Origin of the sequence: Brenneria populi, from assembly GCF_036016195.1 — a bacterium.
In the GTDB taxonomy this organism is placed as follows: domain Bacteria; phylum Pseudomonadota; class Gammaproteobacteria; order Enterobacterales; family Enterobacteriaceae; genus Brenneria; species Brenneria populi.
Genome location: NZ_JAYWTM010000001.1, coordinates 26,599 through 48,513 on the forward strand (window position 1 = coordinate 26,599; position 21,915 = coordinate 48,513).

The following is a 21,915-nucleotide window of genomic DNA, read 5'->3' on the forward strand; positions in this document are numbered from 1 at the left end:
AATACTTTGTGTTTTGAATCTTAAAGTACCTATGAAATATGTACAGAAAATGTTAATTAAAATAGTTACATATGACTTGCATCAAAAAAATAAAAAAGCTGTATCGATTCAAGCACTTTTAATTAACATCGGACGGCGCGAATTATCAGTCGATGAAACGCAATGTGACATTTTTACAGCCGAGTTCGGTCAATATGAGCCTGGATATTTCCCACTGGCCGATGGCGGCGTTACGACGCTCAACAATGACCGCCCGGCCTATTTCCGTGAGCCGCTCGCCGGTCAGATTCATCAGATTCAGCGCCGCCTGCAGGGGAGGCAGGCTGGGGTTGAACGCCGCATTCTCGGCATAGCGGCCGGTGTAAATATCGCCGCCGAGCGTTTCCAATGCGACGCCGCTGACCGCTTGGCTGTAGGGCGCATAGCTATGGTTGGCGGCGTCCAGCGCGGCGCGGGTCAGGGGATCGCCGTCCGGCAGCGTATAGGCGTGGTTGATTTCATCCATTAACCGCGCGCCGATGTTCAGGTCCGCGGGGCCAAACGCGTCGGGCAGATAATGGCTGAGCGGGGCGGGCTGCCGGCCCGGTAGTTGAATGCGCAGCGCCGGGCCGGCGTTCAGTTCATTCATAAACTGCCGGCAATGGCCGCACGGCGTGTAGTTCACCGTAATCGAACGCAGCGCCTGTTCATTGCGCAGCCAGGCGTGGGCGACGGCGCTTTGTTCGGCGTGCACCGTCTGCTGTAGCTGCGCCGCGCCGAACTCCATATTGGCGCCGAAATAAAAATTGCCGCTGACGCCCTGCGCGATCGCGCCTACCTGGAAATGAGAAATGGGCGTCAGCGCGCAGGCGGCCGCCAGCGGCAGCAGCGCAAAAGCCAGCTCGCGGGTATCGAACCTGGCGACGGCGCGCAATCTTTCCACTTCATCCGCGCTCAGCGCGGCGGAGAAGCCGCGCCGGTCGAAAATGGTTTTGAGCTCGGGCTGCAAGCGGACCGGCAACTGTTGAAAAGCGGCATTAAATCGCGGGTGCATGGCGGCTTACCTTTTTGATAACCAGTCAGTGAATGCCATAGTAGGCCGTGGGTAAGACATCGTTAATGATACCGCTCCCGTTATCGGCGGAATATATCCTAAATCATTCGAGTCCGTGCGACGCGGCCCATCCGTGGGCTGCGTTCCTGCGGCAGCGCGCCGATTTATTTAAAAAACGCCAGCAGGATGGGGAAAATAAACGGCGCGAGCAGCGAGGTGATAATGCCGCAGATAACCAGCGCCAGTGAACTGAACGCGCCCTCCTGAAAGTCGACTTCGGCGCAGCGGGCGGTGCCCAGGGCGTGTGAAGCGGTACCCATCGATAAACCCCGCGCGGCTTTGGTTTTGATGCCGACACGATCGAACAGTCCATGTCCGACGACGGCTCCCACGATACCGACAAAAATCACGCATACCGCGCTGATGGCGGGAATGCCGCCGATCGAACTGGCTACGGCCATCGCAATCGGCGTCGTTACGGATTTCGGCAGTACCGACGCGGCAATCTCATTTGAAGCACCCAGCCACAATGCGACCAGCGTGCCGGAAACGATAGCGGCGACGCTGCCGATAAAGCAGACGCTGATGATCGATTTCCAGCGCGCCCGGATCTGGTGTATCTGCTCATAGAGCGGAAAAGCCAGAGCGACAACGGCCGGCTGCAGCAGATTGTTGAGCACTTCGCTGCCCTTAAAATAGTGGTCGTAAGGGATATCCAGCAGCAGCAAGATGGGAATAATGACCGCCATCGAAATCAACAGGGGATTGAGCAACGAGATTTTCGTCCAGACGGCCAGCTTGCGGGCGGCGAAAAAGACCAGCAGGGTGAGCGGCAGCGACCACCAGATATAAGCGAGCATTATTCTTTGTCCTTAGGCAGTTCGTTTTCGCCTCCGATGGCGTGTTCACGCTGCATAATCTGAGTGCTGAAACCAACGACGAGCATGACGAAAAAGGTGCTGACCAGACAGGAGATGACAATTGGACCAAACTGTTGGCTAAGCAGGTCGTAATAATTCATCACGCCCACGCCGATCGGCACAAACAACATCGCCATATGACGAATAAACAGATGGCAGCCGGGCTTGGCCCAGTCTGACGGCAGGATCTGCGAAGCAAGGAGAGCAAATAAAATCAGCATACCAATGATGCTGCCCGGAATAACGATTGGGAGTAACGCGGATATCGCATTGCCTGCGAACAGACAGAGATAAATCAATGCGAAAGCGCGTAAATACTGCCAGCAAAGGGTGATGGTATTACGCATGGAGAAGTCCTGATTAACGGATGGGCTAATCATAACGCTAATAAAATTAGTGTGCCACCGATCACAAGTTTTCCTTTGTCCGCCGATTGGCGCTCGCGTTAAACCGGGGTTTGCGGCTCAGTCGCTAAATAAACGCCGGTCGGATACGGCCGCGCCGACGGCATCGGTAAGCCGACGTAACTGCTCCGGATGAATAATAAAAGGCGGCATCAGGTAAATCAGCCGGCCGAATGGACGGATCCACACGCCCTGTTCGACAAAAAAGCGCTGTAGCCGCGCCATATTGACCGGGCTGCGCATCTCCACCACGCTGATCGCTCCCAGCACCCGCACATCCGCCACCGTCTGCGCCGCGCTTAACGGCGTCAGCGCCTGCCGTAGCTGCTGCTCGATGGCCGCCACCTGTCGCGGCCAGCGGTTTTCCGCCAGCAGCGACAGGCTGGCGTTGGCCGCCGCGCAGGCAAGCGGATTTCCCATAAAGGTCGGGCCGTGCATAAAACAGCCGGCCGCGCCGTTGCTGATGATCTCCGCCACCTGCCGGGTGGTCAACGTGGCGGAAAGCGTCAGATAACCGCCGGTCAGCGCTTTCCCCAGGCACATGATATCCGGCGTGATGCCCGCGTGTTCGCAGGCAAATAATTTGCCGGTGCGGCCAAAGCCGGTGGCTATCTCATCGGCGATGAGCAGCAGGCCGTAGCGATCGCAAAGTTCCCGCACCCGCTGCAGATAACGCGGATGATAAAAGCGCATGCCGCCGGCGCCCTGTACGATCGGCTCCAGCACTATCGCCGCTATCTGCTCTGAGTGCTCCGCCAGCAGCGCGCGCAGCGGGGCGGTATCTTCCTCATGCCAGACGCCGTCGAATCGGCACCGCGGCGCATCGGCGAACAGATGCTCGGGCAGATACCCCTGATATAGGCTGTGCATCGAATTCTGCGGATCGCAGACCGACATGGCGCCGAAGGTATCGCCGTGGTAGCCGTGGCGCAGCGTCAGAAAGCGCCGGCGCGGCTGCCCGTGCGCCTGCCAGTATTGCAGCGCCATTTTCAGCGCCACCTCGACGGCGACGGAGCCCGAATCCGCCAGAAACACGCACTCCAGCGCCTCGGGCGCGAGCGACGTCAGCCGCCGGCAGAGCGCCACCGCCTGAGGGTGGGTGATGCCGCCGAACATCACGTGCGACATCTGGGACAGCTGCCGTTCCAGCGCCTGATTGATGACCGGATGGTTATAACCGTGGATCGCCGCCCACCAGGAGGACATGCCGTCGATCAGACGGCGCCCGTCATCGAGCCGCAGTTCGACGCCGCTGGCGGAAACCACCGGATAACAGGGCAGCGGCTGGGTCATTGAGGTGTAAGGGTGCCAGATGTGGCGCTGGTCGAAAGCGAGGTCTTCAGGGGTCATGACTATTTCGTAAACTAAAATGAGTTCGAGTTGGTTGACAGTATAAAGGGTTAATTTAAACTGGCGAAGTGTTTTTATTTTGGAGATGCCGATATGGCTGACCGCATTCGCTGGACGCTTGAGCAAGCGCAGACCCTTTTTGACAAACCCTTTCTGGAGCTGATGTTCGAGGCCCAACAGGTTCACCGCCGGCACTTTGATCCCCGGCAGGTGCAGGTGAGCACGCTGTTGTCTATCAAGACCGGCGCCTGTCCCGAAGATTGTAAATATTGTCCGCAAAGTTCGCGCTATCGCACGGGAATTGAAACCGAACGACTGATGCAGGTAGAGCAGGTTCTTGAGTCGGCGCGTCAGGCGAAAGCCGCCGGTTCAACCCGTTTCTGCATGGGAGCCGCCTGGAAAAATCCGCACGAGCGCGATATGCCGTATCTGGAAAAAATGGTGCAGGGCGTCAAAGAGCTCGGGATGGAAACCTGCATGACGCTGGGCACCCTGAACGGCGATCAGGCCGAACGTCTGGCGGCGGCGGGTCTGGATTTCTATAATCATAACCTGGATACCTCGCCGGAATTTTACGGCAGCATTATTACCACCCGCAGCTATCAGGAGCGCCTGGACACCCTGGATAAGGTGCGCGACGCCGGTATTAAAGTGTGCTCCGGCGGCATTGTCGGCCTGGGGGAAACGGTGCGCGATCGTGCGGGATTGCTGGTGCAGCTGGCTAATCTGCCCAAGGCGCCGGAAAGCGTGCCGATCAATATGCTGGTCAAGGTAAAAGGTACGCCGCTGGCGGATAACGACGACGTCGATCCTTTCGATTTCATCCGCACCATCGCCGTGGCGCGCATTATGATGCCGACGTCATACGTGCGCTTATCGGCCGGACGCGAACAGATGAACGAACAGACGCAGGCGATGTGCTTTATGGCCGGCGCCAACTCCATTTTCTATGGCTGCAAACTCCTCACTACGCCGAACCCCAAAGAAGACAAGGATCTGATGCTGTTTCGCAAGCTGGGCCTGAACCCGCAGGAAACCGAGACCGAATACGGGGATAACCAGCAGCAGCAGCGGCTGACGCAGCAGTTAACCACCCATGCCGATACGGAGCAGTTCTACAATGCCGCGGTATAGGAAGCGCCGGGGAGATAAGGCGCGCGGAAAGGGACGGGCCGTCTTATGAGCTGGCAGCAGCGTATCGCCCTGGCGTTGGAGAAACGGCGCGCGGATGACGCCTACCGCACGCGCCAGGCGAATCAGGGCGGCAATGGCCGCTGGCTGGAGCTGGACGGGCGGCGTTACCTCAACTTCTCCAGCAACGACTATCTGGGGCTGAGCCGTCACCCCGATATTATTCAGGCCTGGCAGCAGGGCGCGGCGCGCTACGGCGTCGGCAGCGGCGGCTCCGGCCACGTCACCGGCTATAGCGACGCCCACGCGCGGCTGGAACAACAGCTGGCCGACTGGCTGGGCTATCCGCGTGCGCTGCTGTTTATTTCCGGCTACGCGGCGAACCAGGCGGCGGTGGCGGCCTTAACGCAGGCGGGCGACCGTATTCTGGCCGACAGGCTGAGCCACGCCTCGTTGCTGGAAGCGGCGGCGCACTCGCCGGCGACGCTGCGGCGCTTCGCCCACAACGATGAGAGCGCCTTGCGCCGGCTGCTGGAAACGCCCGCCGAAGGGCAAACGCTGGTGGTGACCGAGGGCGTATTCAGCATGGACGGCGACACTGCGCCGCTGCCGCAGCTGCACGCGCTGTGCCGCGAACGCGGCGCATGGCTGATGGTGGATGACGCGCACGGCATCGGGGTGCTGGGCGAAGAGGGACGGGGGAGCTGCCGGCTTCAGGGCGTGCGGCCCGAACTGCTGATCGTCACCTTCGGCAAGGCCTTCGGGGTCAGCGGCGCCGCCGTGCTGTGCGCGCAGCCGCTGGCGGAATATCTGCTGCAATTCGCCCGCCATTTGATTTACAGCACCGCCATGCCCGCCGCGCAGGCCTGCGCGCTGAGCGCCGCGCTGAACTGTATCCGGCAGGGCGAGGATCTGCGGGCGGCGCTGCGGCGCAATATCGATCTGTTTCGCGCCGGATGCGACGCCGCCTCTTGGCAACTGATGGACTCCCACTGCGCCATTCAGCCGCTGGTGGTCGGCGATAATGCGCGCGCGCTGTCATTAATGACGCGGATCCGCGCGCAGGGAGTGTGGGTCAGCGCCATGCGTCCGCCGACTGTTCCCCCCGGCGGCGCGCGCCTGAGAATTACGCTGACGGCGGCGCACCGGCCGGAAGATATCGAACGGCTGCTGACGGTGCTGCGCCATGCGGACTGAAATGCACGATAAGCAGGCCATCGCCAGAGCATTCGGCCGGGCGGCCGGCAGCTATGACCGCTTTGCCGAGCTGCAGCGCGCCTGCGGCGAGCGGCTGCTCGACATGGTCGCTTCCCACCAGGGGGAAGGGGTGCTGGACGCCGGCTGCGGCACCGGACACTTCAGCCGCCGCTGGCGGCAACTGGGGAAAACGGTGACCGCGCTGGATCTCTCCGCCGCCATGCTGGATCGCGCCGCCGCAAGCCGCTCCGCCGCGCGATATCTGCTGGGGGATATCGAAAATCTGCCGTTGGCGGACGGCAGTATGGATATCAGCTACAGCAATCTGGCGGTGCAGTGGTGCGATGATCTACCCGCTGCGCTGGCCGAGCTGTATCGCGTCACCCGTCCAGGCGGCGTGGTCGCCTTTTCCACGCTGGCCGACGGATCGTTGACGGAGCTGGCGCAGGCCTGGCACCGTTTGGACGGCAGCCGCCGGGTGAACCGCTTTCTGCCCGTCGAGGCGATCGACGCCGCCTGTCGCCGCTATCGCTACCGGCTGCATCAGGAGCGCGTAACCTGCCGCTTCCCCGACGTGCTGGCGGTGCTGAAATCGCTGAAGGGCATCGGCGCCACCTGGCTGCATCAGGCGCGTTCTCCTGGCCTGCTCAGCCGATCGCGGCTGCAGGCGCTGGCGGCGGCGTATCGGCAAGAGGATGGATATCCGCTGAGTTATCAACTGGTTTATGGAGTGATTTATCGTGATTAAACGCTGGTTCGTAACGGGAACGGATACCGAGGTCGGCAAAACCATCGCCAGCAGCGCGCTGCTGCAGGCCGCCAATCAGGCGGGGTACCGCACCGCAGGCTATAAGCCGGTGGCGTCCGGCTGCGACGTCACCGCGCACGGGATACGCAACGGCGATGCGCTGTCGCTTCAGGCCAACAGCGGCGTGCGGCTGGATTATCACCGCGTCAATCCGTACGCCTTTGTTGAACCGACGTCGCCCCATATCGTCAGCGCGGCGGAGCGGCGGCCGATTTCGTTGGCCGCGCTTTCCGCCGGGCTTCAGGCATTGGCGTCGCAGGCCGACTGGCTGTTGGTGGAGGGGGCGGGCGGCTGGCTGACGCCGTTGTCCGAGCAGGAGACGTTCGCCGACTGGGTGGCGCGGGAACGCTTGCCGGTTATTCTGGTGGTGGGAATCAAACTTGGCTGCATTAATCACGCTCTGCTGACCGCCGGCGCCATCAGGCAGGCAGGCCTGACGCTTAGCGGTTGGATCGCCAACGACATTGCCCCGCCGGGAACGCGGCATCGGGAATATCTGGAGAGTTTGCAGCGGCGTATACCGGCGCCGATGCTGGGGGAGATCCCCCACCTGCCGAACCCGCTGTCGCATCCTCTGGGGCGGTATATTGATTTGACGCGCCTGGCGCGATAAAAAACGCCGGGGAGCGCATATGTTCCGGCATGGGAAGAAAATTATGCGACGCTCATCACTGATTCCGGTAGCGTTCCGGCGTGCAGCCGGCAATTTTCTGGAACATGGCTATCAGCGCGGACGAGGAGTTATAGCCTACGTCCAACGCCACCGCCTGCACCGTCATACCCTGGCGCAACAACGCCAACGCGCGTAAAAACCGTAGCCGCTGACGCCATTCGCTGAACGACATGCCCAGTTCGGACTGACAGCGTCGGGATAAGGTACGCTCCGTGCTGTAAACCTGCTGCGCCCACTGCGCCAGCGTGCGGTTATCGCCGGGGCACTGTTCCAACTGGCGCAGAATGGGCGCCAGCAGTTTGTCGTCCGTCTCCGGTAAATAGTTGCATCGACGCGGCGCCGCCCGCATCTGATCCAGCATCACGCGACACAGTCGGAGAGCGGTTTTCCCCTGCGGCACCAGCATATTGCGTGCCAAAAAGTCATCGACGATCGCTTTGAATATCGGCCCCACTTCCAGCAGGCAGGGAAAGTCAGGCAGTTCTTTGCACAGGCGATCGGTCAGGTTGATGGTGTTAAACGCCGCCTGACGGCGGTTATAGCAGGAATGCGTCATCCCCAACGGTACCCAGATAGCGAACTCCGGCGGAGCCCAAAAACGTTTGCCCTGGATATTCAGCACCATGACGCCGGACGTCACATAAATCAGATGCCCCCATGAATGGCTATGGGGCAGATATTCCGTATCGGCGCTGACCTGTTCGTTGTGGAAAAAAACGCCAAACGGCGGTACGGTTTCAGGCGTGTGCGGAGGGTGATAGATTCGCTGTTCGGGCATATTGGGAGTTTGCTGACAAACCCGTTTGTCAGAGCGAGATACACGGGGCGACCACGGGGGGAGGCGTCGTAAGCGGGAACCTCCCCGTATTTCCCCGACAAAAACGCATGCGTTTTTGATCGCCGCTGGCGGCGGCCCGAAGGACGAGCCCCGCCGGAGGGGCGAGTAATATCTGACTTTGTCAACGGTCTGATATTTGTCTTGTTAACGTCGATTAATGTCTGGTTTTCATTATATAGAACAAATAAGACAGAAGTATACTGCGTATGTCGCTATGCTAATGAGAACGAGAGTTATGAATATGCTGTTCCCTCTTGTCACGGTGCTGATCTGGTCGGTCAATATCGTGGTCAACAAGCTGTCCGCCGCCGTTATCGATCCGGCGGCCATCTCCTTTTATCGCTGGCTGCTGGCGTTGATTACGCTGACGCCGTTTCTTCTGCCCGGTCTGCATCGCCACCGGGCGAGTATCCGCCGGCATTGGTGCAAGCTGCTGGTGTTGGGACTGCTGGGCATGGTGCTATACCAGAGTTTGGCGTACTACGCCGCCCACAGCATCAGCGCCTTGATGATGGGGATAATGGTATCGCTGGTTCCGCTACTGACGGTACTGCTTAGTATCCCCATTCTCAAGTTGGCGCCCACCCTGGGCATGCTGACCGGCGCGGTGCTTTCATTCTGCGGCATCGTCTGGCTTATCAGCGGTGGGAACCCGGGGCAGATTGTTTCTCAAGGCATTGGCTCCGGCGAACTGATGATGTTTATTGCCGCTATCGCTTACGCGCTGTATGGCGTGCTCGCTAAACGCTGGAGTATTCCGCTGCCCAATCTGGTGTCGCTGTATATGCAGATTGCCTTCGGCACGCTGCTGCTGCTGCCGAACTTCCTGCTGGCGGATCAGGTGCAACTGACGGCGCAAAATCTGCCGCTGATACTGTTCGCCGGTATCCTGGCTTCCGTGGTCGCGCCCTTCCTGTGGCTCCAGAGCCTGGTCCGGCTGGGAGCGAACAATACCGCCATTTTCATCAACTTGATGCCGGTGTTCACCGCCCTGATCGCCACCACGTTCCTGAACGAGCACCTGCGGACTTACCATCTGGTCGGCGGCGGCATGGCGCTGCTCGGCGTCATTCTGGCCCAGCGTCTGCGCATACCCTTATTCGGTTCTGCGCCTAAGACCGGGATGGATAACGAGACCGCCGATTAAAAGATCAACACCCTAAAAAGCGGCTTAAGTCATCCGCATTCGTCCATTGGCAAGATGGCGAGCAAAAAAAGATTGCGCTAGCGGTAAATATGTATCGCTATTCCCGGCTGATAATTAGCGTCGTATTTATCATTGAGCTGAAGAAAAAAACAGCTTAAAAAAACTGACTTAGCCCTTGACAGCGCTGACTTCGCGCTTATTTCCCCGCCCTTGTTATTATCATTTTCGGCCTAATATTTATGAGATAAATTGCAGAAAAAAAATGAAGAAAATCGGTCGCGGTGTTGCCGTTAGATGACGGTAGTATTTCGGCAACTCAGGGCGGATGCGGGGTTGTGGGAGTTATCCACTATTTCTGTGGATAACTGTGTGTATTAGAGATATAAAAACTATGCCAGGCGAGAGCTGACGCGGCTTTCCGCCAGGTTGACGTTATTCTCCGCTTTTTCGCTAATTCTTTTAAAATCACTGCGTTATTTAAAATCAAGCCCCTGGGGCCGCGATGTCGCGTCGTTGGGTAAATTAGCGGCAAAAAACGGGCGGCAGATTAGCGAACTCATTAATCTGGGGATAAATAATGACGGGGATGATGCGTGAATTAAAAGTCGCCGGCGGGCGTTTTACCGATTTAGTCGCGCGCGGGCGATAATCCTCTTGATGCTGTTTTTATATCCAGTATCATGACGGTGGCAATCCCGGCGATTGATTCTCATAATAGCCTGAGCGTCAGCGCTTGCCGTCCGGCTTCATCCGCCTGCCATCCGGTAGCCATCCAAGAGAAACGTATTCGATTATGAGTAAAGTATTCAAACTGAATTCCGAATTTAAACCGGCCGGGGATCAGCCGGAAGCCATTCGCCGCTTAAAGGAAGGATTAGAGGACGGATTGGCGCACCAGACCCTGCTGGGGGTAACCGGCTCGGGGAAAACCTTTACCATCGCCAATGTCATCGCCGATCTGAATCGTCCCACGATGGTGCTGGCGCCCAACAAAACGCTGGCCGCCCAGCTTTACGGGGAAATGAAAGCCTTTTTCCCGGATAACGCGGTGGAATATTTTGTCTCGTATTACGACTACTATCAGCCGGAAGCCTATGTGCCGAGCTCCGATACCTTTATCGAAAAGGATGCGTCGGTTAACGAACATATTGAGCAGATGCGGCTTTCGGCGACGAAAGCGATGCTCGAACGGCGCGACGTAGTGGTGGTCGCCTCGGTTTCCGCCATTTACGGCCTGGGCGATCCCGATCTGTATCTGAAAATGATGCTGCATCTGACGCAGGGGATGCTTATCGATCAGCGCGCCATCTTACGGCGGCTGGCGGAGCTGCAATATACCCGCAACGACCAGGCGTTTCAGCGCGGGACTTTCCGCGTGCGCGGCGAAGTGATCGATATTTTCCCCGCCGAGTCGGACGACGTGGCGCTGCGCGTCGAGCTGTTTGATGAGGAAGTGGAGCGCCTGTCGCTGTTCGACCCGCTGACCGGGCAGATTATGCAGACCCTACCGCGCTATACCATCTACCCTAAAACGCACTACGTCACCCCGCGCGAGCGTATTTTGCAGGCGATGGAGGATATCAAGGTCGAGCTGGCCGAGCGCCGCAAGATACTGCTGGAGAACAATAAACTGGTGGAAGAGCAGCGTCTTAGCCAGCGGACGCAGTTTGATCTGGAAATGATGAATGAGCTGGGCTATTGCTCGGGCATTGAAAACTACTCCCGCTATCTCTCCGGACGCGGTCCGGGCGAGCCGCCGCCGACGCTGTTTGACTACCTGCCGGCCGACGGGCTGCTGGTGGTCGACGAATCCCACGTCACTATTCCGCAGATCGGCGGCATGTACCGCGGCGACCGGGCGCGCAAGGAGACGCTGGTGGAGTACGGCTTTCGCCTGCCGTCGGCGCTGGATAACCGACCGATGAAGTTTGAGGAGTTTGAGGCGCTGGCGCCGCAGACCATCTATGTGTCGGCGACGCCGGGGAACTACGAGTTGGAAAAATCCGGCGGCGAGGTGATCGATCAGGTGGTTCGCCCCACCGGGCTGCTCGATCCGGAGCTGGAAGTCAGACCGGTCGCCACCCAGGTGGACGATCTGCTGTCGGAAATCCGCCGGCGCGCCGCGGCGAACGAACGGGTGCTGGTCACCACGCTGACCAAACGCATGGCGGAAGATTTGACCGAGTATCTGGAAGAGCATGGCGAGCGGGTGCGCTATCTGCACTCGGATATCGATACCGTGGAGCGCGTCGAGATTATCCGCGATCTGCGGCTGGGCGAGTTCGACGTGCTGGTGGGCATCAACCTGCTGCGAGAAGGTCTGGATATGCCGGAGGTGTCGCTGGTGGCGATTCTGGATGCCGATAAAGAGGGCTTTCTGCGTTCCGAGCGCTCGCTGATTCAGACCATCGGCCGCGCGGCGCGCAACCTGAATGGTAAAGCGATTCTTTATGGCGACAGAATCACGCCCTCAATGGAGCGGGCGATCGGCGAAACGGAGCGCCGCCGTGAGAAGCAGCAGGCTTACAACCGGGAGCACGGTATCGTACCGCAGGGGCTGAACAAGAAAATTGCCGATATTCTTCAGATTGGGCAGCCGACGCACAAGGGCAAAGGCCGGGCTAAGAAAGCCGCCGAACCCGCCGCCGACTATCAGCTGCTGACGCCGAAAGCGCTGGAGCAGAAGATTCGCGAGCTGGAAAGTAAAATGATGACGCACGCGCAGAATCTGGAGTTTGAGCAGGCCGCCGAACTGCGCGATCGGGTTCAGGCCCTGCGCGCGCAATTTATCGCCGCGTCCTGACGCCGCGAGAGGGCGTGAAAGCGTCGGCAGCCGTCGCCGTCATCCTGTGGGGTTAATAATGGATGACGGCCGTTTTTTCTATGGGGCGGATCATCGCGCGCTATATACCTAAAATAATTCCGGCGCGGAGCGATAATGCCAGCGTATATGCAGCTTGAAGTCCCATCGGAATATACGGATGATACGGCGGCTATTATCTTATTCACGCTGCGAATAAATCGCGTTTGTTAAATAAAGCTAATGATTGTTGGCTTTATTTATCGCATTCGCGCCACCTATTACATTAAAAAATTATCCAATACATTCAACTATGTGAAACACTCTGTTAACCAACCCGTTGCGGCATTCGATCGCCGGAGAAGATCGCCGCGTCTTTATTTTTTCATTTTCTACTGCGAGTCGGTAAATATAAAATTCATATTAATTCTGTGACGACGTTAACAATTATCGGTAGGGGAGAAATAAATTCAAATAATATTTGAAAAAAATCATTAATAGACGCGTTTGTTTCCTGAGCAAATATCATGAGCGTATAAATAATTATCATGCGTTGCGATTTTGGGCATTGATAATTTGTTGATATTAGCGAGAGGAAAGAACAATGACGTTTGATAAAAAGATAACCCGCCGCGAGGCTATCACGGGGGGCATCGCCACCGCCGGGGTCGGAGCGCTTTCACTGCTGGGGGCGACGGGCATCGCACAGGCGGCGCAGTCCGGCAATGCGCTCGCCGCGTCGGCGGCGGGCGGCGAGTCTGAGTTCGATACCGTAATCCTCGGCGCCGGCTGCGCGGGCATGGTCTGCGCCATTCACGCCGCGGAGCTGGGGCTGAAACCGCTGCTGATTGAAAAAATGTCGCGGCCGGCGGGCAACACCATGTATGCCGGCGGGCATTTTCTGGGATTAAAAACACGGTTTCAAAAGGAACAGGGGGTCAATACCGAGGATAGCGAGCAGCTTTTCTATGATGACATGATCAAGATGTCGCAGGGAAAAGGCGATCCGGTATTGACGCGCTACTTTGTCCGGCATTGCGACGCCGCGCTGGAATGGCTGACCGATGTCGTCGGCATCAAATGGGCGAAAATCGAAACCGAGGCCTATCCGGCTAGGGGGCGCAGCCATGTGGTGGACGGTCCTTCCAAGCCCGGCGGTTCGCAGCTGGTTATACAGCTTTTTGAGCAGGTTAAGGCCAGAGGCATTCCCGTGTTAACCAATACCAAAGCGCTTGAGCTGCTGACCGATGACAAATTTTCGGTCACGGGCGTTAAGGTTGTGGACAATGACGGGATTAAAAACCTGAAAGCCAGGTATGGCGTCGTGCTTGCAACCGGCGGTTTCCACGCCTCGGAAGATCTCGTTACCGCCTATATGGGCGGGTGGGCGGCGCAGATGCCGATCCGCGGCTCCAGAATCATCACCGGGGAGAACCTGAACCTTACGCGGCCGCTGTACGCCAAAATGGTCAATATCGACCAGTTCCATGCCGGCCCGATTTATGGCAGCGCGAATCCCTCCATTCTGGTGAACTACGGGCCGTTGGTGACGAAAGAGGGCAAGCGCTACATCGACGAAGTGAACACCTATGTGCGCGTTGCCAAAGAAACCGCCAGGCTGATAAAGGAAAATCTGGCTTTCATCATCATCGATGAGGCGTCCAAAGCGTCCTCGGCGATGGTAAAAGAGCGTTTTGCCCGCTATGAGAGAAACAAAGCGCCGGTGTATCAGGCCGATACCATCGAAGGGCTGGCCAAAGCCGCCGGCATTAATCCTGAGGCGTTGGTCGCCACCATCAAAGAGTACAACGACGCCATTAGCCAAAAGCGCACCGGCGAGCTTAATCCTCCGTTGACGCTGGAACATCCGCGGCTTATCGCCAAAGCGCCTTTCTACGCTTTTCCATTCCAGGGCGGGATGACGGCGACCTTCGGCGGGCCGCTGGTGAATGTCAAAACCGAAGTGCTTAACGGCGAAAAGAAAACCATCCGCGGGCTTTATGCCATCGGTAATTCGATTGGCGGGCTGTTTTACGATGACTATATTGTGGGCGCTCAGCTTACCGCCGCGACTATCTATGGCATTACCTGCGCCGATGAGTTGAATAAAAAACGTCAGGCGGCGGTCAAAACGGCGTGACGCCGTGGCTTGCGGTCTGATTCGTAGGTCGATGAGGTAAATAGAGCGGCAGCGGTCTGGTTCTTCGAACCACTATCCTTGCCGCTCTTATCCGCTATTGGTGTATTCTGATCGGAGAAAATGAATTAAATTTATTTCGAGGAGTTAAAATGGCAATGTCCATACCCGGTATAGAGGTGTTGTTTATCGCCGGTTTCGGTCCTATCGTCAAATCGCTTCCCGACAGTCATGAACTTTACGTTAACACGCTGCGTCTGCCGTTGAAGCCGTTAGCGGGAAACGATGATTATCTGGTCACGGACCAAATTGACGGGGCGAAGCATTTTGCGCTGTGGCCGTTAACGCAGGCCAGCGAGTCATGTTTCGGACAACCGCAGTGGCCGTCCGATCTCCCCCTCCCCCAGAGCTGGCTGGAGTTTGACGTTGCCGATATAGATGCGGCGACTGTGGCGCTTAAAAAACAGGGCTACCGGTTGCTGGTGGAGAATCGGTTGGAACCCTGGGGGCAGCGGGTGACGCGCTTCCTGAGTCCCGAAGGGATGCTGGTCGGCGTCACCGCGACGCCTTGGCTGCGCGACGGCGAATCCGACCGATAGGGCACGGCGTCCGTGCGCTTAGCCGGCGAGCGCGGATAGTCCTCTTTCAATGGCGGCGTAGAGTAATTTCCGATCGTGGCGATAAGGGATATCGCTCGCCTCCAGCGGTTGCTGGATCAGCATACGGCCGTCAGGCACGCTCGCCGGGCCGGGCGGCATAATCACCATGCTGATACGCTTTTCGCCCAGGTGTTTTTCCATCATCGCCAGCTTCTGCGCCAGCGTCATATTGGCTGCGCTTGGGCTAAGCTCCCGCCCCAGATTATCGATATAAATAATCGGCGCCGCGGTGTCGCGCAGCGCCTGGCTGAGATCGTCAAGCAACAGCGGCGGCATCAGGCTGGTGAGAAAGCTGCCGGGGCCGATCAGAATCAGATCCGCCGCGTGAATGGCCTCCAGCGCTTCAAAGGTCGCGCTAACGGAGGGAAACAGCATCAAATCCTGCGGCAAGCCGGGCAGCCGATCGACTTCGACCTCGCCGTATACCGGATTGCCCCGATCGTCAATCGCCATCAAATCCACGGGCTGCTCGGACATCGGAATTAAAAACGCGTCCACTTTCAGCAGATTGCGCAGCAGGTTAATAGCCTCCAGCGGGCGCACGCTCAGATTATCGAGCGCTTTCAGCATTAGGTTGCCCAGATTGTGCCCCGCCAGTTCGCCGCTGCCGTTAAAGCGGTATTCAAACATGGCGGCGGCGACGCTCGGCGTGGTAATCAGCTGATTCAGGCAGTTGCGGGTATCGCCCCAGGCGATGCCGCCTTCAGCGCGGCGGATTCTGCCCGTCGAGCCGCCGTTATCCGTGGTGGTGACGATGCCGGTCAGGCGGGAACCCAACGAAGAGAGCGAAGACATGACCCGGCCCAGGCCGTGTCCGCCCCCCAGGGCGACGACCCGATCGAGATCGGTCAATGTGCGTTTGAACATAATTACCCTTAATATACCCGTTATACTGCAAGTTGCATGCGCGTTGGCTTTGTTACTCGCCCCGTTGGGGCCGCCGCTGAGCGGCGTTCAAATCTGCTCCCGGCAGATTTGTCGCTCACCCCAGGCCAGCCTTTGGCTGGTCAAATTCGCTCCTGACGAATTTGTCGCTGCGTCGCCGCCTTCCTGCAACTCGAATTATTTAGGGTATAACTAAACCGGGAAGACGACGACCGCCGCCCGCCGGTAAGGTAGCTGATTTCGATGGAAAAGGCGAAAGATCATCGCGCCGGTGTGACCTGCGGCAACGTGCGCGAATTATTTTTCCGTATGCTGTAAGCTGGCGTGCGGGAAAAAACGTTATATATCAAACTATATACCGTATTTTTAAGTGACTATGCGCCATGTTCAGGGCTAAACTTATAGCCGAAACTTATGATCCACGCCGGCGATTTGACGCTGACCGCCGCATCGCCGGCGTGAATCAAACTCCTAGCCTTGGCGCCTAAGTGATGCGTGGGTAACGCATGATAAGGCGCCCTGGCCGTGACCGTTAGCGTCACCAGGGTGCGAGGTAGAAATGCCTGCATCTCCCGTATTTGGAAAGGTGTTTATGGTGAGTCAACTGACCGATGCGTTTGCGCGCAAGTTTTACTATTTGCGCCTGTCGATTACCGATGTCTGTAATTTTCGCTGTACCTATTGTCTGCCGGACGGCTATCGGCCGAACGGCGCCAAAGCCCACCGTTTTTTGTCTCTCGACGAAATTCGCCGCGTTAGCCGCGCGTTTGCGCAATTAGGCACGGAAAAGGTGCGCCTCAGCGGCGGAGAGCCCTCTTTGCGTCGGGATTTCGTCGAAATTATCGCGGCGATCCGCGAAAATCCGGCGATCCGCACGCTGGCCGTCACCACCAACGGCTATCGTTTGGCCCGCGATATCGCGCAATGGCGCGACGCCGGGCTGACCGGACTGAACGTCAGCGTGGATAGCCTGGATGCGCGTCAATTTCATGCGATTACCGGACAGGATAAGTTCCGGCAGGTGATGGACGGCATCGATGCGGCTTTCGCCTGCGGCTTTAGCAAGGTGAAGGTCAATACCGTACTGATGCGCGATGTGAACGACGCCAGCCTGCATACCTTTCTGCAATGGATTAAAGATCGGCCGATTCAACTGCGCTTTATCGAACTGATGGAGACCGGCGAAGGGCGTAAAATATTTCAGCAGCGTCACATTTCCGGTGACGTTATCCTGAGTAAACTGTTGCGGCAGGGGTGGTGCGAACAGCTCCGGGGCCGCAGCGACGGCCCGGCCCGCGTATTCCGCCACCCGGATTATCAGGGGGAGATCGGGCTTATCATGCCCTATGCCAAGGATTTCTGCCTGAGCTGCAACCGCCTGCGCGTTTCCGCCATCGGCAATCTTCATCTCTGCCTGTTCGGCGAGCAGGGCATCCCGCTGCGCGATTTGCTGGCCGACGACGGCCAGCTCGACGCGCTGAAAACGCGTATTTCCGGCGGGTTATCGGCCAAAAAACAGACCCATTTTCTGCATCAGGGCAACAGCGGCATCACGCGCAACCTGTCGTTTATCGGCGGTTAAGCCGGCGCATTTCGTAAGGAGTCAGATATGAGTAAGGCGAGTAGCGAATTTATTCCTCTTAATATTGCGGTGCTTACCGTATCGGAGAAGCGGACGTCAGCCGACGACACTTCCGGCGACTATCTGCGCGAAGCCGCGCAGGCCGCCGGCCACCGCATTGTCGCCAGCGCTATCGTCAAAGAGAACCTCTATCATGTTCGGGCGCAGGTCTCGGCGTGGATCGCCGACGACGACGTTCAGGCGATCCTGATCAACGGCGGCACCGGCTTTACCGCCGGCGATGTGGTGCCTGAAGCGGTCGGCGTGCTGTTCGATCGCCAGATCGAAGGTTTCGGCGAACTGTTTCGCATGGTGTCGTATGAAGATATCGGCACCGCCACGATACAATCGCGCGCGCTCGCCGGTTTGGCCAATCAGACGGCGATTTTCGCCATGCCGGGCTCCACCCGCGCCTGCCGCACCGCCTGGGAGCGCATCATTCGGGAGCAGCTGGACGCGCGCCAGAAGCCCTGTAACTTTTATCCTCATCTGAAAAAGTAAGATAACGATGTCACAACTGACGCATATTAACGCCGACGGCGAAGCGATGATGGTGGATGTCTCCGCCAAGGCGGACAGCGTGCGCGAAGCGCGGGCGGAAGCTTTTGTCGCCATGGCCCCGCAGACGCTGTCGATGATTATCGAGGGCCGCCACCACAAGGGCGACGTGTTCGCCACCGCGCGCATCGCCGGCATTCAGGCGGCGAAACGCACCTGGGAGCTGATCCCGCTTTGTCATCCGCTGCTGCTGAGCAACGTGGCGGTGGAGCTTGAGGCCCAGCCCGAGCATAATCGGGTGCGCATCGAAGCGCTGTGCCGCCTGACCGGGAAAACCGGGGTGGAAATGGAAGCGCTGACGGCGGCTTCGGTCGCGGCCTTGACGATTTATGATATGTGTAAAGCGGTACAGAAGGATATGACGATCGGCCCGGTGCGCCTGCTGGCGAAAAGCGGCGGCAAATCCGGCGATTTTAAGGCGGACGCATCATGATTAACGTACTGTTTTTCGCCCAGGTGCGCGAACTGACCGATACGGACGGCATGACGCTGCCGGCGCACTACGCCACGGTGGAGGAACTGCGCCTGGCGTTGTGCGGCCGGGGCGAGCGCTGGGCGCTGGCGCTGGAGTCCGGCAGGCTGCTGGCGGCGGTCAACCAGTCGCTGGTAGAGATGCGCCACCCGCTGCGGGACGGCGATGAAGTCGCCTTTTTCCCGCCGGTAACGGGAGGATAATCATGGCGGAGACGCGAATTCGCGTGGGCGAAGAAAATTTTGATGTGGGCGACGAGTACCGCTGGCTGGCGCAAAGCGATGAAGACGGCGCGGTGGTGACCTTTACCGGCAAGGTACGCAACCATAATCTGGCTGAGCGCGTCAGCGCGCTGACGCTGGAGCATTACCCCGGCATGACGGAAAAGGCGCTGGATGAGATTGTCGCGCTGGCGCGCGAACGCTGGCCGCTGCCGCGGGTAAGCGTTATTCATCGCATCGGGGCGCTCTATCCCGGCGATGAGATTGTCTTTGTCGGCGTCAGCGCCGCGCACCGCAGCGCGGCGTTTGACGCGGCGCAGTTTATTATGGACTACCTTAAAACGCGCGCGCCGTTCTGGAAACGCGAGGCTACGGCGGAGGGCGAACGCTGGGTGGCGTCGCGCGCCAGCGACGCGCAGGCGGCGCGGCGCTGGTCAGAGGCCGGAAGCGACTGAATTTATGTGTTAGGATAAAAGAAGGCGAGACGCGGAATGCTGGTCGCTTAGGCCGGTTTTAGGAGAAACGCCGGAGGAGGTTCCCGCAGGGACGCCTCGCCCCGGGTATCTCGATGCTTAAACGATCGGCATTAGGCGCGACGCGCCGTCTCTTACGTTATAACTTACTGCAAACAAAGGTAGCATCATGGACAGATATCCACGCTCGGGCGATTCGATTGTCGAACGCGCGCAGACGGGTCTTCAAGCCTATATGGCGCAGGTCTACGGCTGGATGACCTGCGGATTACTGCTTACGGCGTTTGTGTCGTGGTATGCCGCGAACACGCCTGCCGTACTCAATTTCGTTTTCTCCAGCCAGATTACTTTCTTCGGCCTGATCATCGTTCAACTGGGGCTGGTGTTCGTTATCTCCGGGATGGTGCAGCGCTTGAGCGGCGGGGTGGCTACCAGCCTGTTTATGCTCTATTCGGCGTTGACCGGACTGACGCTCTCCAGCATTTTTATTCTGTACTCCGGCGAGTCGATCGCCAGCACCTTTGTGATCACCGCCGGCATGTTCGGGGCCATGAGCCTGTATGGCTACACCACCAAGCGTGACCTGAGCGGCTTCGGCAGCCTGCTGTTTATGGCGCTGATCGGCATTGTGCTGGCTTCGCTGGTTAACCTGTGGCTGAAAAGCGACGCGCTGATGTGGGCGGTGACCTATATCGGGGTGGTGGTGTTCGTCGGTCTGACGGCGTACGACACGCAGAAACTGAAAGGCATCGGCGCGCAGCTGGCCGTGGATGACAAGGATAACTTCCGTAAATACTCAATCGTCGGCGCGCTGACGCTGTATCTGGACTTTATCAACCTGTTCTTGATGCTGCTGCGCATTTTCGGCAACCGTCGTTAAGTTTTCCCTGCGCTTGCGCCAGCCGCGCCCTCAGCGAATCCCCGCCTTGCCGCGGGGATTCGCTTTCCCGCAGGTACGCGATATGCGCATTAAGCAACGGGTAGCCCTTTTGCCTACTGGTATGGCGCAACTATGTTTCCACTAAAAAAACGCACTCCCTGGCTGAGCCGGTTGCGCCGCTGGGCCGGCGGCATCAAGCGCGATACTTATGCGCTGTGGCTGGCCGCCCGCGATCGGCGCACGCCCTGGTATGCAAAAATCGTCGCCATACTGGTGGTGGGGTATGCCATCTCGCCTATTGATCTGATCCCGGATTTTATACCCGTGCTGGGGTATCTGGACGACGCGATTCTGGTGCCGCTCGGCATCATGCTGGCGATACGCCTGATTCCGAAGCCGCTGCTGGCGGAGCTGCGCGGCAAAGCGCAGGCGAGCATCGACCGGCGTTCCGGCTATTGGGCGGCGGCGCTGATTATCGCGCTGTGGGCCCTGGCCCTGCTATGGCTAATGCGCTATTTAAGCCGGCTTTCCTTCTAATGCCTCCGGCCTGAGACGCCCGATTCAGCCGCCGTTTTTCATCGCCCGCGTCCTATTCCGCCTCAGGCGATATTGCGCCGGAATATGGCGTACGCGGCGGACCCCGTGGTGACGATAATCACCAGCAGCGGCCACAGACTTTTCCAGACGATCGAAAAATCGGCGTCTTTCAGGTAGATCTGCTTGGTGATCTCGGTGAAGTGGCGGATAGGGTTAATCCAGGTGACGTTCTGTAGCCACTGCGGCATGTTCTCCACCGGCGAAACATAGCCGGATAGCAAAATCGCCGGCATCAGAAACACAAATACGCCGATAAACGCCTGCTGCTGGGTGGCGCAAACGGAGGAGATCAGCAGCCCGAACCCGACCAGCGACAGGCCGTAAATCAGGATAGTGGGGTAAAATAGCAGCAGCGAGCCGGCGAAGGGGATCTGGTAGGCGAAGATCCCGGCCAGCAGCACGATGGTGGCCTGGAAGGTGGCGACGATCAGCGCAGGCACCGCCTTACCGACAAATATCTGCCAGGTCGACAGCGGCGAAACCAGCAACTGTTCCAGCGTTCCCTGTTCACGCTCGCGGGCGACGGACAGCGCGGTGACGATCAGTACGCCGATAGTGGTGATCAGGGCGATCAGCGAAGGCACCACAAACCATTTATAATCCAGATTCGGGTTATACCAGTGGCGGACCACCAGCTCGCTATTGTTGATTTTCGCGCTGTCGCCCAGCAGTTCGAGCTGGTAATCCCGCACGATTTTCTGCACGTAGCCGGCGGCGATCTGGGCGCTGTTGGAACGGCGGCCGTCCAATATAATCTGCAGGGCGGCGCTTTCGCCGCGGGCGATATTGCGGGAAAACTGCGGCGGAAAACGGATGACCAGCAACGCGCGCTGGTTATCCATCGTCGGCGCGATCTCCTGCGACGCATGCAGCAGCCGCACGTTGGAGAACGCTTTGGCCTTGGCGAAACGCTGCGTGAGCTCGACGGCAGCCTGCCCGTTATCCTCGCTGTAGATGGCGATGGTGGTGTTGGTGACGTCCAGCGTGGCGGCGAAGGGAAACAGCCCCACTTGGATCACCACGGGCAGCATCAGTATGGCGCGCGTTTGCGGTTCGCGCAGCAGCGACTGAAGTTCCTTGATAATCAATGTCCACAGGCGATGAAACATGT

Annotated in this window: 22 protein-coding genes and 1 riboswitch; of the genes, 15 read left to right on the forward strand and 7 right to left on the reverse strand. The window is 58.5% G+C overall.

The window, feature by feature from the left end; all coding sequences use genetic code 11:
• Positions 1-145: 145 nt before the first annotated feature.
• From cdd to bioA, 4 genes are all read right to left on the reverse strand, one after another.
• On the reverse strand, positions 146-1,033 hold the full coding sequence (gene cdd, locus VSX58_RS00130; protein ID WP_327616262.1) for a cytidine deaminase: 888 nt from the start codon (positions 1,031-1,033) through the stop codon (positions 146-148).
• A 164-nt stretch (positions 1,034-1,197) separates the two neighbouring features.
• Positions 1,198-1,893: a CidB/LrgB family autolysis modulator gene (locus VSX58_RS00135; RefSeq protein ID WP_327616263.1), complete on the reverse strand. Its 696-nt coding sequence runs from the start codon at positions 1,891-1,893 to the stop codon at positions 1,198-1,200.
• Positions 1,893-2,300 (reverse strand): CidA/LrgA family protein, encoded by a 408-nt coding sequence (locus VSX58_RS00140; RefSeq protein WP_327616264.1) that lies wholly within the window; start codon positions 2,298-2,300, stop codon positions 1,893-1,895. The genes VSX58_RS00135 and VSX58_RS00140 overlap by 1 nt, the downstream gene beginning before the upstream one ends.
• Before the next feature lie 117 nt (positions 2,301-2,417).
• On the reverse strand, positions 2,418-3,707 hold the full coding sequence (gene bioA / locus VSX58_RS00145; protein WP_327616265.1) for an adenosylmethionine--8-amino-7-oxononanoate transaminase: 1,290 nt from the start codon (positions 3,705-3,707) through the stop codon (positions 2,418-2,420).
• 93 nt (positions 3,708-3,800) lie between these two features.
• Between bioA and bioB the strand changes: the two genes are divergently transcribed.
• From bioB to bioD, 4 genes are read left to right on the forward strand one after another with little or no spacing between them, the layout of a single operon-like run.
• On the forward strand, positions 3,801-4,841 hold the full coding sequence (gene bioB, locus VSX58_RS00150; RefSeq protein WP_327616266.1) for a biotin synthase BioB: 1,041 nt from the start codon (positions 3,801-3,803) through the stop codon (positions 4,839-4,841).
• 45 nt (positions 4,842-4,886) lie between these two features.
• Positions 4,887-6,035 carry an 8-amino-7-oxononanoate synthase gene (gene bioF / locus VSX58_RS00155; RefSeq protein ID WP_327616267.1) on the forward strand — a complete coding sequence of 383 codons (1,149 nt, stop codon included), beginning with the start codon at positions 4,887-4,889 and terminating at the stop codon, positions 6,033-6,035.
• The gene (gene bioC, locus VSX58_RS00160) at positions 6,025-6,783 is read left to right on the forward strand and encodes a malonyl-ACP O-methyltransferase BioC (protein ID WP_327616268.1); all 759 of its coding nucleotides are present in this window, start codon (positions 6,025-6,027) and stop codon (positions 6,781-6,783) included. The genes bioF and bioC overlap by 11 nt, the downstream gene beginning before the upstream one ends.
• Positions 6,776-7,456 carry a dethiobiotin synthase gene (gene bioD, locus VSX58_RS00165; RefSeq protein ID WP_327616269.1) on the forward strand — a complete coding sequence of 227 codons (681 nt, stop codon included), beginning with the start codon at positions 6,776-6,778 and terminating at the stop codon, positions 7,454-7,456. Before bioC ends, bioD begins: the two co-directional genes overlap by 8 nt.
• Positions 7,457-7,511: 55 nt before the next feature.
• Here the strand turns inward: bioD and VSX58_RS00170 are convergent, their stop codons facing one another.
• Positions 7,512-8,294: an AraC family transcriptional regulator gene (locus VSX58_RS00170; RefSeq protein WP_327616270.1), complete on the reverse strand. Its 783-nt coding sequence runs from the start codon at positions 8,292-8,294 to the stop codon at positions 7,512-7,514.
• A gap of 295 nt (positions 8,295-8,589) precedes the next feature.
• On the opposite strand from VSX58_RS00170, the gene VSX58_RS00175 reads away from it, so the two are divergent.
• The 4 genes from VSX58_RS00175 to VSX58_RS00190 all read left to right on the forward strand — a co-directional run bounded on the left by VSX58_RS00175 (position 8,590) and on the right by VSX58_RS00190 (position 15,037).
• Entirely contained in the window at positions 8,590-9,501 is a 912-nt protein-coding gene (locus VSX58_RS00175; protein WP_327616271.1) for a DMT family transporter, read from the forward strand.
• 793 nt (positions 9,502-10,294) lie between these two features.
• Positions 10,295-12,304 (forward strand): excinuclease ABC subunit UvrB, encoded by a 2,010-nt coding sequence (gene uvrB / locus VSX58_RS00180; RefSeq protein WP_327616272.1) that lies wholly within the window; start codon positions 10,295-10,297, stop codon positions 12,302-12,304.
• A gap of 601 nt (positions 12,305-12,905) precedes the next feature.
• Positions 12,906-14,441: an FAD-dependent oxidoreductase gene (locus VSX58_RS00185; RefSeq protein WP_327616273.1), complete on the forward strand. Its 1,536-nt coding sequence runs from the start codon at positions 12,906-12,908 to the stop codon at positions 14,439-14,441.
• Between the two features lie 149 nt (positions 14,442-14,590).
• On the forward strand, positions 14,591-15,037 hold the full coding sequence (locus tag VSX58_RS00190) for a VOC family protein (protein ID WP_327616274.1): 447 nt from the start codon (positions 14,591-14,593) through the stop codon (positions 15,035-15,037).
• A gap of 18 nt (positions 15,038-15,055) precedes the next feature.
• Here the strand turns inward: VSX58_RS00190 and VSX58_RS00195 are convergent, their stop codons facing one another.
• A complete protein-coding gene (locus VSX58_RS00195; protein WP_327616275.1) occupies positions 15,056-15,964 on the reverse strand; it encodes a gluconeogenesis factor YvcK family protein in 909 nt (302 codons plus the stop codon).
• Between the two features lie 474 nt (positions 15,965-16,438).
• Positions 16,439-16,587: riboswitch (molybdenum cofactor riboswitch) on the forward strand.
• Between VSX58_RS00195 and moaA the strand changes: the two genes are divergently transcribed.
• The 7 genes from moaA to VSX58_RS00230 all read left to right on the forward strand — a co-directional run bounded on the left by moaA (position 16,575) and on the right by VSX58_RS00230 (position 20,744).
• Positions 16,575-17,564 carry a GTP 3',8-cyclase MoaA gene (gene moaA / locus VSX58_RS00200; protein WP_327616276.1) on the forward strand — a complete coding sequence of 330 codons (990 nt, stop codon included), beginning with the start codon at positions 16,575-16,577 and terminating at the stop codon, positions 17,562-17,564. (Overlaps the previous riboswitch by 13 nt.)
• A 27-nt stretch (positions 17,565-17,591) precedes the next feature.
• Positions 17,592-18,104 carry a molybdenum cofactor biosynthesis protein B gene (moaB, locus tag VSX58_RS00205; RefSeq protein WP_327616277.1) on the forward strand — a complete coding sequence of 171 codons (513 nt, stop codon included), beginning with the start codon at positions 17,592-17,594 and terminating at the stop codon, positions 18,102-18,104.
• A gap of 7 nt (positions 18,105-18,111) precedes the next feature.
• The gene (gene moaC, locus VSX58_RS00210; RefSeq protein WP_327616278.1) at positions 18,112-18,594 is read left to right on the forward strand and encodes a cyclic pyranopterin monophosphate synthase MoaC; all 483 of its coding nucleotides are present in this window, start codon (positions 18,112-18,114) and stop codon (positions 18,592-18,594) included.
• Positions 18,591-18,836 carry a molybdopterin synthase sulfur carrier subunit gene (moaD, locus tag VSX58_RS00215; protein WP_327616279.1) on the forward strand — a complete coding sequence of 82 codons (246 nt, stop codon included), beginning with the start codon at positions 18,591-18,593 and terminating at the stop codon, positions 18,834-18,836. Before moaC ends, moaD begins: the two co-directional genes overlap by 4 nt.
• A gap of 2 nt (positions 18,837-18,838) precedes the next feature.
• A complete protein-coding gene (moaE, locus tag VSX58_RS00220) occupies positions 18,839-19,309 on the forward strand; it encodes a molybdopterin synthase catalytic subunit MoaE (protein WP_327616280.1) in 471 nt (156 codons plus the stop codon).
• Between the two features lie 187 nt (positions 19,310-19,496).
• Positions 19,497-20,207: a Bax inhibitor-1/YccA family protein gene (locus VSX58_RS00225; RefSeq protein WP_327615520.1), complete on the forward strand. Its 711-nt coding sequence runs from the start codon at positions 19,497-19,499 to the stop codon at positions 20,205-20,207.
• Between the two features lie 132 nt (positions 20,208-20,339).
• A complete protein-coding gene (locus VSX58_RS00230) occupies positions 20,340-20,744 on the forward strand; it encodes a YkvA family protein (RefSeq protein WP_327616281.1) in 405 nt (134 codons plus the stop codon).
• Positions 20,745-20,806: 62 nt separating this feature from the next.
• On the opposite strand, the gene VSX58_RS00235 is transcribed toward VSX58_RS00230, so the two are convergent.
• Positions 20,807-21,913 carry an ABC transporter permease gene (locus VSX58_RS00235; RefSeq protein WP_327616282.1) on the reverse strand — a complete coding sequence of 369 codons (1,107 nt, stop codon included), beginning with the start codon at positions 21,911-21,913 and terminating at the stop codon, positions 20,807-20,809.
• Between the last annotated feature and the right edge of the window lie 2 nt (positions 21,914-21,915).

What these genes read in the sequence shown, in the direction of transcription:
- VSX58_RS00135 (WP_327616263.1), bottom strand. Translation starts at nt 1,893, where the DNA reads ATGCTCGCTTATATCTGGTGGTCGCTGCCGCTCACCCTGCTGGTCTTT.
- VSX58_RS00190 (WP_327616274.1), top strand. Translation starts at nt 14,591, where the DNA reads ATGGCAATGTCCATACCCGGTATAGAGGTGTTGTTTATCGCCGGTTTC.
- uvrB (WP_327616272.1), top strand. Translation starts at nt 10,295, where the DNA reads ATGAGTAAAGTATTCAAACTGAATTCCGAATTTAAACCGGCCGGGGAT.
- bioB (WP_327616266.1), top strand. Translation starts at nt 3,801, where the DNA reads ATGGCTGACCGCATTCGCTGGACGCTTGAGCAAGCGCAGACCCTTTTT.
- moaB (WP_327616277.1), top strand. Translation starts at nt 17,592, where the DNA reads ATGAGTAAGGCGAGTAGCGAATTTATTCCTCTTAATATTGCGGTGCTT.
- bioF (WP_327616267.1), top strand. Translation starts at nt 4,887, where the DNA reads ATGAGCTGGCAGCAGCGTATCGCCCTGGCGTTGGAGAAACGGCGCGCG.
- VSX58_RS00140 (WP_327616264.1), bottom strand. Translation starts at nt 2,300, where the DNA reads ATGCGTAATACCATCACCCTTTGCTGGCAGTATTTACGCGCTTTCGCA.
- VSX58_RS00170 (WP_327616270.1), bottom strand. Translation starts at nt 8,294, where the DNA reads ATGCCCGAACAGCGAATCTATCACCCTCCGCACACGCCTGAAACCGTA.
- moaC (WP_327616278.1), top strand. Translation starts at nt 18,112, where the DNA reads ATGTCACAACTGACGCATATTAACGCCGACGGCGAAGCGATGATGGTG.
- moaD (WP_327616279.1), top strand. Translation starts at nt 18,591, where the DNA reads ATGATTAACGTACTGTTTTTCGCCCAGGTGCGCGAACTGACCGATACG.
- VSX58_RS00230 (WP_327616281.1), top strand. Translation starts at nt 20,340, where the DNA reads ATGTTTCCACTAAAAAAACGCACTCCCTGGCTGAGCCGGTTGCGCCGC.
- VSX58_RS00225 (WP_327615520.1), top strand. Translation starts at nt 19,497, where the DNA reads ATGGACAGATATCCACGCTCGGGCGATTCGATTGTCGAACGCGCGCAG.
- moaA (WP_327616276.1), top strand. Translation starts at nt 16,575, where the DNA reads ATGGTGAGTCAACTGACCGATGCGTTTGCGCGCAAGTTTTACTATTTG.
- moaE (WP_327616280.1), top strand. Translation starts at nt 18,839, where the DNA reads ATGGCGGAGACGCGAATTCGCGTGGGCGAAGAAAATTTTGATGTGGGC.
- VSX58_RS00175 (WP_327616271.1), top strand. Translation starts at nt 8,590, where the DNA reads ATGAATATGCTGTTCCCTCTTGTCACGGTGCTGATCTGGTCGGTCAAT.
- VSX58_RS00195 (WP_327616275.1), bottom strand. Translation starts at nt 15,964, where the DNA reads ATGTTCAAACGCACATTGACCGATCTCGATCGGGTCGTCGCCCTGGGG.
- cdd (WP_327616262.1), bottom strand. Translation starts at nt 1,033, where the DNA reads ATGCACCCGCGATTTAATGCCGCTTTTCAACAGTTGCCGGTCCGCTTG.
- VSX58_RS00185 (WP_327616273.1), top strand. Translation starts at nt 12,906, where the DNA reads ATGACGTTTGATAAAAAGATAACCCGCCGCGAGGCTATCACGGGGGGC.
- VSX58_RS00235 (WP_327616282.1), bottom strand. Translation starts at nt 21,913, where the DNA reads ATGTTTCATCGCCTGTGGACATTGATTATCAAGGAACTTCAGTCGCTG.
- bioC (WP_327616268.1), top strand. Translation starts at nt 6,025, where the DNA reads ATGCGGACTGAAATGCACGATAAGCAGGCCATCGCCAGAGCATTCGGC.
- bioA (WP_327616265.1), bottom strand. Translation starts at nt 3,707, where the DNA reads ATGACCCCTGAAGACCTCGCTTTCGACCAGCGCCACATCTGGCACCCT.